15 protein-coding genes are annotated in these 12,178 nt (G+C 40.7%); 5 read left to right on the forward strand and 10 right to left on the reverse strand.

Annotated elements, in window-relative coordinates:
• The first annotated feature begins 59 nt into the window (after positions 1-59).
• From DUL71_RS09735 to DUL71_RS09745, 3 genes are all read left to right on the forward strand, one after another.
• Complete coding sequence (locus DUL71_RS09735; RefSeq protein ID WP_244228730.1) at positions 60-419, forward strand: response regulator; 360 nt, start codon at positions 60-62, stop codon at positions 417-419.
• Positions 420-732: 313 nt separating this feature from the next.
• Positions 733-1,203, forward strand: a complete 471-nt coding sequence (locus DUL71_RS09740; protein ID WP_114937913.1) for a ferritin-like domain-containing protein — start codon at positions 733-735, stop codon at positions 1,201-1,203.
• Positions 1,204-1,229: 26 nt separating this feature from the next.
• Complete coding sequence (locus DUL71_RS09745) at positions 1,230-1,508, forward strand: hypothetical protein (protein WP_114937914.1); 279 nt, start codon at positions 1,230-1,232, stop codon at positions 1,506-1,508.
• Positions 1,509-1,529: 21 nt separating this feature from the next.
• Here the strand turns inward: DUL71_RS09745 and DUL71_RS32175 are convergent, their stop codons facing one another.
• The 7 genes from DUL71_RS32175 to DUL71_RS09780 form a co-directional block, all read right to left on the reverse strand.
• Positions 1,530-1,919, reverse strand: a complete 390-nt coding sequence (locus DUL71_RS32175) for a hypothetical protein (RefSeq protein ID WP_161964406.1) — start codon at positions 1,917-1,919, stop codon at positions 1,530-1,532.
• A 75-nt stretch (positions 1,920-1,994) separates the two neighbouring features.
• On the reverse strand, positions 1,995-2,789 hold the full coding sequence (locus tag DUL71_RS09755; RefSeq protein WP_114937915.1) for a DUF6438 domain-containing protein: 795 nt from the start codon (positions 2,787-2,789) through the stop codon (positions 1,995-1,997).
• A gap of 11 nt (positions 2,790-2,800) precedes the next feature.
• Entirely contained in the window at positions 2,801-3,433 is a 633-nt protein-coding gene (locus DUL71_RS09760; RefSeq protein WP_112575468.1) for an HAD family hydrolase, read from the reverse strand.
• A 266-nt stretch (positions 3,434-3,699) separates the two neighbouring features.
• A complete protein-coding gene (locus DUL71_RS09765; RefSeq protein ID WP_114937916.1) occupies positions 3,700-4,359 on the reverse strand; it encodes an MBL fold metallo-hydrolase in 660 nt (219 codons plus the stop codon).
• Between the two features lie 194 nt (positions 4,360-4,553).
• Complete coding sequence (locus DUL71_RS09770) at positions 4,554-5,897, reverse strand: PhoH family protein (RefSeq protein WP_114937917.1); 1,344 nt, start codon at positions 5,895-5,897, stop codon at positions 4,554-4,556.
• A gap of 653 nt (positions 5,898-6,550) precedes the next feature.
• A complete protein-coding gene (locus DUL71_RS09775; RefSeq protein WP_114937918.1) occupies positions 6,551-7,309 on the reverse strand; it encodes a TIGR03915 family putative DNA repair protein in 759 nt (252 codons plus the stop codon).
• 2 nt (positions 7,310-7,311) lie between these two features.
• Positions 7,312-8,568, reverse strand: a complete 1,257-nt coding sequence (locus tag DUL71_RS09780; RefSeq protein ID WP_114937919.1) for a putative DNA modification/repair radical SAM protein — start codon at positions 8,566-8,568, stop codon at positions 7,312-7,314.
• A 179-nt stretch (positions 8,569-8,747) separates the two neighbouring features.
• Here DUL71_RS09780 and DUL71_RS09785 point away from each other — a divergent pair, with 179 nt between their 5' ends.
• The gene (locus DUL71_RS09785; RefSeq protein WP_114937920.1) at positions 8,748-9,161 is read left to right on the forward strand and encodes an Ohr family peroxiredoxin; all 414 of its coding nucleotides are present in this window, start codon (positions 8,748-8,750) and stop codon (positions 9,159-9,161) included.
• 77 nt (positions 9,162-9,238) lie between these two features.
• Here the strand turns inward: DUL71_RS09785 and DUL71_RS09790 are convergent, their stop codons facing one another.
• The gene (locus DUL71_RS09790) at positions 9,239-9,679 is read right to left on the reverse strand and encodes an Hsp20/alpha crystallin family protein (protein ID WP_114937921.1); all 441 of its coding nucleotides are present in this window, start codon (positions 9,677-9,679) and stop codon (positions 9,239-9,241) included.
• A 136-nt stretch (positions 9,680-9,815) separates the two neighbouring features.
• Here DUL71_RS09790 and DUL71_RS09795 point away from each other — a divergent pair, with 136 nt between their 5' ends.
• Positions 9,816-10,262, forward strand: coding sequence for an acyl-CoA thioesterase (locus DUL71_RS09795; protein WP_114937922.1), 447 nt, complete (start codon positions 9,816-9,818; stop codon positions 10,260-10,262).
• A 127-nt stretch (positions 10,263-10,389) separates the two neighbouring features.
• Here the strand turns inward: DUL71_RS09795 and DUL71_RS09800 are convergent, their stop codons facing one another.
• Positions 10,390-11,787, reverse strand: coding sequence for an FAD-binding oxidoreductase (locus tag DUL71_RS09800; protein WP_114937923.1), 1,398 nt, complete (start codon positions 11,785-11,787; stop codon positions 10,390-10,392).
• Positions 11,788-11,789: 2 nt separating this feature from the next.
• Complete coding sequence (gene folB, locus DUL71_RS09805) at positions 11,790-12,149, reverse strand: dihydroneopterin aldolase (RefSeq protein WP_112575459.1); 360 nt, start codon at positions 12,147-12,149, stop codon at positions 11,790-11,792.
• Between the last annotated feature and the right edge of the window lie 29 nt (positions 12,150-12,178).

Consider the following 12,178-nt stretch of genomic DNA (forward strand, 5'->3'; position numbering starts at 1 on the left):
ATTTCAGAGGGTTTAACCAAGCCCTTACGCCTAAGATGAATGCAAAGAATAAAAAAATCATGATTGCAGATGATGATCCCGGCATTGTTGATGCCGTGGCAATGCTGCTTGAGTTTGAAGGTTATGAGGTAAGTTCAACTGTCGACGGATCTGCAGTACTTAAAGTTAAGCAGAATGATCTTCCCGACCTACTGCTCCTGGATATCTGGATGAGCGGCGAAGATGGTAGAGACATCTGCAAGAAATTCAAAGCCGATAAATTAACTAAAGATATTCCGGTTATCATGATATCGGCAAGTCATGACATACGCCAATCGGCCATAATAGCTGGTGCCGATGATTTTTTAGCCAAACCGTTCGACATGAACGATCTGCTGAAAAAGGTAGCCTATTTTACGCAAAAGCAAAACGTTTTATAATAACAAGCTTAACTGATCAACTAAATAAATTTTACCCCTCTTCGGGATGAACCCTGACGGTGGCTGTCTCACCCGGCCACCGTTTCCTCCCGTTGTTTGACAAACATGAAGTTGACGATAATTTAATGAATTTACCCCTCCTCGGGATGAGCCCTGACGGTGGCTGTACTACTCGGTCGCCGATTCATCCCGTTGTATAAGTAAAATGTTTTAGATTAGTTTATTATCCAACTAATCGCTATTTATCTAACTAACAAATAAAAAACATTAACCCATATGCTATGTTATTTACTATAACAAAACAATAGCAGCCATGGGACTCTTACAACACGTACAGCACCAGATCTCGGCATTGAATGATCTGATCAAAATAAACAACGACAGGATAGCCGGTTATCAAAAAGCCAATGAGGCAACAGATGAAACAGGTCTGAATTTACTTTTTAATGAGTATATTGATCAAAGCAAAAGTTACGTTAATGAATTGCGCGATTATATTCACGTATTAGGCGGAGACCCGGCTGATGGCACTACTCTTTCGGGTAAATTTTATCATGCATGGATGGATGTAAAAGCGGTGTTTACAAATAAAGATCGCCATGGTATTTTATCCGACTGCGAATATGGCGAAGACATAGCCAAAAAAGCTTATCGCGCCGCGCTTGATGATAAAGAATTAATATGGGAAGATGAGCAGGTGGTAGCCTTGCTTAATAGCCATTTGGATGGTTTAAAAAAAGCGCATGACACCGTAAAATCGCTACGAGATACGGTTAATACCTGATGGTAATTTTGTAACAGTAAATACAGATGAACAATTCTAATCAATCATTTTTTTCAGCATGTCATGTCCCTGATCGTTATGCAAAGGTTTCATGCACACAGGATAAAGTAATTTACACGCTTTCACAATTAAAGCAGGCTACTGTGGCTGATATCGCATTAAAATTAAGGGAATACGAACCATCGGTAAACGCGTTCACTCACGAAAAAAATGCTGCTGAAGTACTTGATTATTTGTTTGCCCGCGGTATGGTGAAAATCACCAGGCTAAACGGCGAATTAAACTACAACCTGGTTAGCGCTTAAACAGGTTGTAGTTTAAGTATATTACATACCCGGCGAAAGTGGTTTAGCCGAAACTATACTATCAACCACAAAAACGCTTACTCCGCGCCATGGCAATGTGTGCAGGTATTCTTTATAATGAAGTTCAAGAAATGAACCCGCATTGCTGCTCAGTTGCTTCGCCACCTTTTCGTCGGTTACAGAAAACATAAACTCATTTGAACCAATTGTGCCCCCGGCTACCTGACTGCGGATTCCGCTTTGGATCAACCTCCCCTCGTAGGTTTTAAAAACATAACCTTTCTTCACAAAATAATTCATTGTACCGGCCTTTGTGCCTTCGCCAAAAACAAAACAATAGCGATAGTAAAAGAAGCCAACTAAAATCAGTAGCAGTATAAGGGTAATAATGACTTTGGTTTTTGTTTTCATTGGAAGATTTTTTTGCTAACTAAGCTACAAAAACTTAACAGCTAAGCAAATATTTATATGCCTCATAAGCTCCGGTCAATTAGCCTGTTTCTCGCCTTCCTTAATTTTTGTCAGGTTTACTTTTCTGAATGATTCTACTAAAAAGTTTACCAAACCTGTTAGGTTAAAAGGAGGATCGTTAGTGGTTAGCGTAAGCTTGTCTTTATTATTTTCAAAGTCTATATCCAAATGGTAATTAGGGGCATCAGTAACCTGGCTACCCTGTTTCCAATCGTACATTTTTTTCAGCTCGCTGTGTTTAAGCCAAAAGTTAAGGCTATCCAGCTGTGCGCCGGTAAGCCTGCCAGCATAATCCCCTTTAAATGGTTCTGTAAATTCGCCTCCTTTTAAACGGTAAGTACCATCAGCCCATATGTTGATCAGTAATTGTGGGCAATTGCCATAACAGGTTGAAGACAGAAAGCGAAGCTTTGAAAACTTCACCCCGTTATCAAAGCTGGCTTTATAATTTTTAAACTGGAGCGGCGGGCGTCCTGCTAACTTCACTGCATTTTCATTAACCGCCTTAATGGTTAGTTTTTTTCCGTCAAAATAATTGATGATGAATTTAGAAACCTCGGCATGTTGCTGTCTGAAATTATCTGCACTGGTGGTATAGGTATCAATTATCTTAAGTGTATCGTGCCCTATTTTGTATTTGTTTTCGTGTTTCTTATATCCATCGAAATTAAAATAAGCTTTTCCTCCATTAAAATAGAGATAGCCAAGATCTTCGGTAAGCCATTCCTCAGATTCAACAGTTGTATGCTGGCCAAATGACGAACCGCATAGCGCGATAAGAAATAAAAGAAGCAGTGATACGCTTTTCATGTAAACTAAACTTACAAACTCAAATAATATTGGGTCAGCGATTCAAAATCATCAAACTTATTATCATAATCATCTGTGTTGCCAAACCCATAGCTAACAAATGTAAAGGGAATGCCTGCCAGGCGTGTTTGCTCGGCATCGCCATTGGTATCTCCTATATAAACCGGGCTTTGTAAATTGTGCTTATCCATCAGCAAATGCATGTTGTGGTTTTTAGGCATTTGATTGGTTCCGTAAGCCATGCTATCGGTAATAAACTCATTAATATCTGCCCAGGCTAAAAACAACGGAATAATGCCGACCGCACAATTGCTCAATACAAACAATTTATACTTGGATGACAATTGCTGCAAACCGTCTTTCACGCCTTTATACATAATGCCGCCGCTGGTGGGTAATATCTCGCGTCTTACCTGGTTTACGGCGTAATATACTTCCATTCCTTTTTCATCATCAAGTTCGGGCAGTAAAACACGGGTTAGTTTCTGTCCTTCCATTCCTATTACATGAAGCAGATCGTCGCGTTTTATTGTTCTCGGTATATCAAGCTTTTGAAATATAAGGTTCCATGATTGGGCGTAAGTGTCAACGGCGTCCCAAAGGGTTCCGTCCATATCAAAAATGAGGCTGTCGGGTTTCTGCATCAGCTAAAATTATGTATTTCGCTAAGATGAAGAATTAGCAGCAATTAATGTTCATGTTTTCTTCATTATTAATCCTCACCTTAGCATTGTGATAAGGTTAACGCGGGTCGGCTTAGCAGGAGGCTGAGCTCGCAAAGAACCCCCGCCTCTCGGCGGGGGTTTCTTTTTATAGCGGTATTTTAAACGTTTATAATTGATCCGTTCTACGTCGTTAGTATCATCTTCCAAATACTAAGTTATGTTTACATACGATTTAATACGCTGAACTAAAGACTTATCCCGTCCCCTACTTTATAAACTTCATGAAACTTAATGCCCAGTTTATCAAAATGCTTTTTATAAGCGGCATAACGCTGAAGAATGAAAAAATCCTTTGCATACCCGTCATGCACAGGCAAAATTTGTTTAGGGTGTAATTCATCTGCAAAGGCCGAAATTGTGGGCTCGTTGGCAAAGGGCGCCATCGATACCATGATCAGCAATTCGATCCCCTTAAAATTAAATAGCTTTTCCTCCATTGAGTCAACCGGATGTAAGATTTTATTATTAATCAGGAAACCGGTCATTTGGGGCAAGGGATTATCCATGATCAGTTCGTGCTTAACCGGAAAGGCCTGTAATTTAAATGGTCCCGCTTTATAAGTCCCCTCCTCCAGCAAAGTATACTTTAAATTTGCCTTTTCCAATTCCTTACCTACCTGCGAGTTTGTAATAATCTCTGCTTTGTTTAGCTCAACAATGCTTTTTAAAATGTCGATATCAAAATGATCGGGATGGATATGGGTGATCACAATATTCTTTACATCGGCAAACATTTGTGGCGTAACCAAACCTTCAGCAAATGAAAATTTACCCGGATCAAATAATAGCTGATAATTATCCAATTCAAAAAGCAGACACGAATGCAAGTATTTTGATATTTTCATAAGCAGAGGTTTATTTCCTAAAGATACACAGGAAAGAGTTATGAAGTTTTAGAAAATATGTTTATTCGGTACTTCAAGAAGCGATGAAAATAAAAAAGCGTCATTGCGAGGTACAAAGCAATCCCCGATTTACAAGTCCACCCTGCATAGTTTGGGATTGCTTTATACCTCGCAATTGACGTAGTGAAGATACCCTACAACAACTCCGTAGCCAAATTAGCTAATTCGCTTCTTTCTCCTTTTTGCAGAGTGATATGCGCATAAAGCGGGTGACCTTTCGCCTTATCTATTAAATATGATAATCCGTTACTTTCTGCGTCAAGGTAAGGCGTGTCTATCTGGTAAATATCTCCGGTAAATACAAACTTGCTATTTTCACCGGCGCGGGATATGATAGTTTTTACTTCATGCGGAGTGAGGTTTTGCGCTTCATCCACAATAAAGAAAATCTTGCTGAGCGTACGCCCGCGGATAAAAGCCAGTGGCGCTATCGAAATCTTATCGTTGTTGACCAATTCATCAATCTTAGCCTGCATTTTTTCGTCATCAGCAAACTGGTCTTTGATGAATTTCAGGTTATCCCATATTGGCGCCATGTATGGATCTATCTTTGATTTAATATCACCGGGCAAAAAGCCAATATCTTTATTACTTAAGGGTACTATAGGGCGGGTTACAAAAATCTGGCGGTAATATTTACGCTGCTCAAGGGCGCTGGCCAGTGCTAACAAGGTTTTGCCCGTCCCCGCGTTGCCTTGTATGGTTACTAATTTAATATCCGGATGCAAGAGTGCATGAATTGCAAACGATTGCTCCAGGTTACGGGGATAGATATTTAATACCGGCTGCTCGGTAACTTTTTCAAGTTGTTTGCTCTGCGAATTATAAAAACCTACCGTATCTCCTTTTTTACCTTTTAATACATAAAAATGATTATTGGTATATGATTCTATCTTCAAATTCTCGGCCGGAACATTCTCGTTTTTATTCAGCGTGGTGATGAGCTTTTCAGTAACTTTCTCTACATCCGTTTTGCCGGTGTACAACTCATCCAGGTTTTTGATCTTACCTGTTTCGTAATCTTCGGCGTGTAGATTAAGGGCTTTGGCTTTAAGGCGAAGACAGATATCTTTTGAAACCAGCACTACCTTTTTACCCGGGTTCTCTTCCTGTAAACCTAAGGCCGCGTTCAGGATCCGGTGATCTGTTTTATCGGAACCAAAAACCTGCTCGGCATCAAGACCCGTGGTTTTGGTGTCCATAGCCACTTTAAAACTGCCTTTGGTTTTACCGTTAAGCGGAACCCACTCATTAATCAGTCCGTTGTGAGAAAAATCATCCATGAGCCTGATAAAACTCCGGGCCTCAAAGTTACGGGTATCATTACCGTTTTTTTTGTTGTCAAGCTCTTCCAATACCTGGATGGGTATGGCTACATCATGCTCCTGGAAGTTTTGAAATGCATTGTGATCATACAGGATCACGGAGGTATCTAAAACAAATATTTTTTTCTTCTGGTTACGCTGGCCGTCCTTCATATCCGTCTAAAATAACGATTTTAACATTTGAAGAAAAATTTCTCCCCAAACAAAAAACCTTCAAAAACGAAAACGGGAGTCATTTCTTTCGATTTGAACTCCCGTTTCCAAACTGCCTCTTAACCGTAGTTGCCTGACAGCATCAAGTTTTGTGTATCTTTAACCGACATGATCGTTGTCCGTTGCTCTCACGAGCGGTCGACCCGTTTTCGTTGTCACCGGTTTCTGTTGGTTCCCTCCGTAGAGTTTCTCTTCTTAATTCCGGCACCTCCTTTAACCACTTTCTTTTTTCAAAAGACTTTCGCCTTCTTCATTTTTTCTTGTGACTCAGGGACTTCCCTTGATCTTTAGTTCCCCCGGAGGTTCACCCGATTCAATTTCTGTTTTCCTGAAAGGCTATCAAAGTACGTCGTTCTTGATGATTTCAATATCGGGACATTGGCTGAAATTGGCAAATATTTTCATTTGTTTTTATTAACAGGTTATTAACCTTAAAGAGTCAGTTATTAACAATCTAAAAACCATCAATTTTAAGTATAAATATTGAAAATCAAGTAAATAGCAGCCCCTGTTATTAACATTGCCCTTTTCAACAAACACTGCCCAAAACAATAAGTAAACAAAAAGAGAAAATGCGCAAAACTGGCAAAACGCTAAATTTTCTCTGTTAAATGCCGCCAATATCGCTTAGGAATATGGCGCACATGGAGCTTCGTATTTTTGCGCGAAACGATGTTTACGCTGTTAAAATAGTTTTTCCAAAGGTTTTGATAAATGCCTTCATCCTCGCTATAAGCCGCAATGACATCAACCGGTTTATTTAACTCGTCGAAATCCATTTCGATGAATTGCGTATCATGGAGATCGTAATATAACCCGTAATTTCTTTTAATATCATAGATCATCCATTTCTGATCGGCATATCTGCTTTTAAAATGCTTGATGAGCAATGGCAACACATTAAAATCAGGTTCAATAGCGGCGTAAAAAGTACCGTCATTTAGTTTTTGAAACCTCACAAAGGCCTCCATCCTGTGTTTTTCGCGCCGAACCATTTTTAAAATTTCCGACAGGCGCATCACATACCTGTTCCCATAATCTTCCTCAATGTTTCGATCGTTATCAAAAACATGCCGTATAAACCCGAGTACATTACAATCCTCTCCCGTAATTTCAGCCATGTGGCTTATGTAAAGGCGTTGCACACCGGCTGCCGAAAGTTTTTTTCGCAATCCTGTCAACACCCGGCCCGCGCGGGCCTCATCTGTAACAATAGGAATTACCTCTTCAAACAAAGCGCTGTTGCGCCACTCCCCTTTTAATAATTTAACAGGATACAGCTTGCGCTCATAAATTTCAAACACAGCAGTAAGCAGCCCTTCAAATGTTCCATCGTAAACCAGTGTATGCATTTTCAAAACAGGTTAAGTTGGGTTTGCGTATTTTTAATGTATTTACTTTGCGATTGGGCCATGATAAATTGCTTGATTTTTTGCCCGGTTAAATCGCGCCGTTCAAACTCATTGCTTTTGCAGGTAATAAAATACTTAGCCCGATTAATAGCCACTCCTATCTTTTTAAGTTGCTCCCAGCCCAATCCGGCAAACTTTCGCGCAGCAACTATTTTTTGTGCCGATAGTAAACCAATACCCGGTACACGAAGAATCAACTGCAAGTCAGCTCTATTAATATCAATGGGAAAAACCTGCATATTCCGGATTGCCCAGCTCAGTTTAGGATCGATATCCAGATCGAGCAGCGGATTTTGATTATTGACGATCTCGTTTACATGGAAACCATAAAAACGCATAAGCCAATCGGCTTGGTAAAGGCGATTCTCACGCACTAACGGGACAGCGGTATTCAAGGCCGGCAAGCGCTGGTCTGCCAGCACAGGTACATAGCCCGAATAATACACCCGCTTTAAATTGAAATTTTTATAAAAATAATTGGCCGACTGCAATACCTGCTGATCACTCTCGCGTGTAGCGCCCACAATCACCTGTGTACTTTGACCTGCAGGCGCGAACATTGGTGTATTTTTAAAAAGCTTCTTCTCTTCTGTATTCTGAATAATTTCCTTTTTCAAAAACTGCATCGGATCGATCATGTCCTGCCGGTTTTTATCGGGAGCCAGCAGTTTTAATCCGGCCTCGGTAGGCATTTCCAAATTCACACTGAGCCTATCGGCATATAAACCCGCTTCGCGCATCAACTCCTCACTTGCACCGGGAATGGATTTTAAATGAATATACCCGTTAAAGTTATGCTCGGTCCTTAACTTTTTTGCTACACGAACCAGGCGCTCCATCGTATAATCGGCATCCTTAAAAATACCTGAACTTAAAAACAGGCCTTCGATATAATTGCGGCGATAAAAATTAATGGTAAGGTCAACCACCTCCTGCACGGTAAACGCGGCCCGTTTGATATCATTGTTTTTGCGGGATACACAATAAGCGCAGTCGAATATGCAGTGATTGGTAAGCAGGATCTTCAGCAGCGATACGCATCGCCCGTCCTCAGTATAACTATGACAAATACCATTGCTGGCATTTCCCAGTCCTTTGTCTTTGTTTTTCCTGTTGCTCCCGCTCGACGCGCATGATACATCATATTTTGCCGCATCGGCCAAAATATTGAGCTTTTCCGTTATCCTGTCCACATTCATATCAAATCAAAAATACTAATAATTTTAGCAAAATAATTCAACTCAAAATTTTTTATTTTATAAATCAATAAATGATCGCGATAGAATAATTTATATAGAGTTCCTCCATGACCTAAATCAAATAACAGGCAAACACTATTTCCTTTCAAGAGTTAACTATTAAAACAAAGATTAAACTCATGAAAAAATTATATACCGCTGTAGTAACAGCAAAAGGCGGCCGGGAAGGCCATATTAAATCAGAAGATGGTGTGATAGATATGAAGCTTAAACTACCTGCGGCACTTGGCGGCGAAGATGGCTATGCCAACCCCGAATTGCTATTTGCCGGCGCCTGGGGAGCCTGCTACCTGGGTGCGCTGGGTTCTGTTGGTAAACGTGATAATGTAGATGTAACGCAGGCCACAGTTGATGTACATATTTCGTTCAACAAAGAGAGCGAGGCCGCATTCGCTTTGTCGGCCGAATTGCATGTACATATCCCGGGCGTGGATTGGGATATTGCTCAAAAAATGGCTGATGCTGCGCACAGAGCTTGCCCTTACTCAAAGGCAACAAGAAACAATATAGAAGTAAAGGTGCTGGCAGATTAGCTGGTGCTAAAAAAAGGCCGCCCCATTACAGGGCGGCCTTCAAACCAAACTAACTACTTTATGAAAACAGTCTTTAATTATTTTACAGCTATTTCTCTTGTTTGAAATTTAGCTTCTTCTTTTTTTGCTATAGTAAGTTTCAAAATACCATCAGCATAATCCGCATCAATTTTTGATTGGTCGGCGCTTTCAGGCAAAGTGAATGATCTTACAAATGAATTGTAGCTATATTCACGTTTGCTGAATTTTTTACCTTCTTCAACGTTTTCGGCTTTCTTTTCAGCAGCTACACTTAATACGTTTTTATCAAGATTGATCTTGAAATCTTCTTTCTTTAAGCCAGGAACAGCCAGTTCAACATGAAATTCGTTTTCGGTTTCTGCAATGTTTACAGCAGGTACACGAGCGATTAATTTATCGCTTAAAAACGAATCATTGATCAGTGAATCAAATACATCACTAAAAAATGGGTTAGCTGAAGTATTTTTAAGGCCGTTGTTAAATTTTACTAATGTCATTTTTATATCCTCCTAAAGTTTTGTTTTTTATTAACTTCGTAACCTATTGATCAACTGCTGTACCAACGGCAAAAAAGCCTAAATAGAGCGACAAAAAGTCACTAATAATATTTTTAGGCAGACAAAATGACCGAAAATGACTGAAAAACTTACCGATTACAAATATAAAACCCCTATCCCTATCCGTTTTTCGGATATCGATTCATTCGGACACGTAAACAACGCGGTATATCTTACCTACTTTGAAATAGCCCGTATTGGCTACTGGAAAGAAATTATTAACTGGGATTGGAGCAATACCGGGATCATTCTCGGCCGTTCAGAAATAAACTACCTAAAACCGCTAACCGTTCAGGACAATATCGCCTGTTATGTACGTACCATTCGTATCGGCAACAGCAGTTTTGATATGATGCACGTATTGGTGAAGATAACCCCCAATGGTGAGGAAATTGTAACTACAGGCAAAACCGTTTGTATCAGCTACGATTACTCAGCTAATAAATCGGTGCCTATCCCATCCTCTGAAAGGCATAGAATGATCAATTATGATGAGCCAAGGTTGATCCTGAATACGAATTGATTGTTGATGGCAGATATTTATCTCTCAAATCGTCATTGCGAGGCACGAAGCAATCCCTAACTTTTCAGAGCGGCTCTGCTAATTGGGGATTGCTTCGTGCCTCGCAATGACGCGCGGTTTTTCTTGATTAAAAAATCTTCCCAGGGTTTAATATCCCTTTAGGGTCAAATACTTGTTTTATACCTTTCCAAAGCGCAAAGTGTACGTCCGAAAATTTTATCGGCATAAAATCCTTTTGCACAAGACCAATACCGTGCTCGCCCGATAAGGTACCACCAAGGGATACCGTAAGCTCAAATATTTCCCGGATTCCGAATTTCAGCTTGTTGTTCCAATCCTCATCGGTCATATTGGCTTTAATGATATTTACATGCAGGTTTCCGTCGCCGGCGTGGCCATAACATACTGATTCAAAGCCGTATTTGGCCCCGATTTCTTTTATACCTTTAATTAACTGAGGTAACGCGGCACGCGGAACAACTGTATCCTCTTCCTTATAAACCGAGTTTGATTTTACAGATACCGCCATGGTACGCCTTAAGCGCCAAAGCTCTTCCTTATGAGCCGACGAATCTGCAAACAGAACATCGCGGCAGTCAAACTCTTCAAGTACTGAATTTATCTTTTCGCAATCACTAAAAATCACATCCTGATTGGTACCGTCAACTTCAATCAAAAGAAAAGCTTCAACGCCATCCTGAAGATCAAAGGCAATATCATCATGCTCCTTTACCCACTCTACCCCTTTTCGCTCCATAAATTCAAGCGCTGATGGCACAATCCCGGCCCTGAATATGGCCGAAACGGCTGCACATGCCATTTCATTTGTCGGGAACGAAGCCAGCATTAAGGCATCAAGCGTTGGCGCCGGAATAAGCTTTACCACTATTTTGGTAACAATACCCAAAGTACCTTCCGAGCCGATCATCAACTGCGTAAGGTTATACCCCGAGGCATACTTTAAAGTATTGGCTCCTGTCCAAATGATCTCGCCAGAGGTTAAAACAACCTGCAGGTTAAGCACATATTCCCGGATGGTACCGTATTTAACAACCCTCGGACCACCAGAACCATGCGACACATTACCGCCAATAAAGCAACTGCCTTTACTGGCCGGGTCAACCGGGTAAAGCAAACCTTTGGCAGCTACCGCGTTCATAAACTCTTCGGTTACCACACCCGGCTCAACGGTTGCCTGTAAGTTTTGCTCGTCAATATCAAGTACTTTGTTAAAGCGCTCCATAGCAATCAGCAAACCACCTTTTATGGGCAAAGCACCTCCGCTAAGACCAGTACCCGCACCTCGCGGCGTTACCGGGATCAGGTTTTCATTGCAGATTTTTAATAATACCGCAACTTCTTCAGGAGTTTGCGGGCGAGCTACAACTTCGGGGTAATAAACCAGATCCTCTGTTTCGTCGTGGCTGTATTTTTCGAGGCTTTCGTGACTGGTTAATACATTGCCCTCTCCTACAACTGCAGTAATGGCATCTAATATTTGAGCCGATATTTTATTGAATTCCATGATTAGGATTTCTTATAGTTTATAATCACAGCCGAATGGGCCACTTTACCGCTCAATGGCGGAGTAAGCTTTTTGATGGTAACCTCAATGCTTTCCGCAAACGGATATTTCTTTTTGATACGATCGATGATCGACTGCCCAACAGTTTCGATCAGTTTGCGCGGATGCTTCATCTCTTCACATACTATGATATACACGCGCTCATAATCAACTGTTTTACTCAGATTGTCTTCCAGCAGATCGCCGGGAGGCACAAAACCTACGTTTACATCAACTAAAAAACGGCAACCTATTTTTTGTTCTTCAGGATAAAATCCGTGATACGCGAAAAATTCCGCGCCTTGCAAGGCTATATTGATCATGCTCAAAAGTAACAAAAGCCATATCTAAA

The organism is Mucilaginibacter endophyticus (assembly GCF_003351025.1).
GTDB classification, from domain to species: domain Bacteria; phylum Bacteroidota; class Bacteroidia; order Sphingobacteriales; family Sphingobacteriaceae; genus Mucilaginibacter; species Mucilaginibacter endophyticus.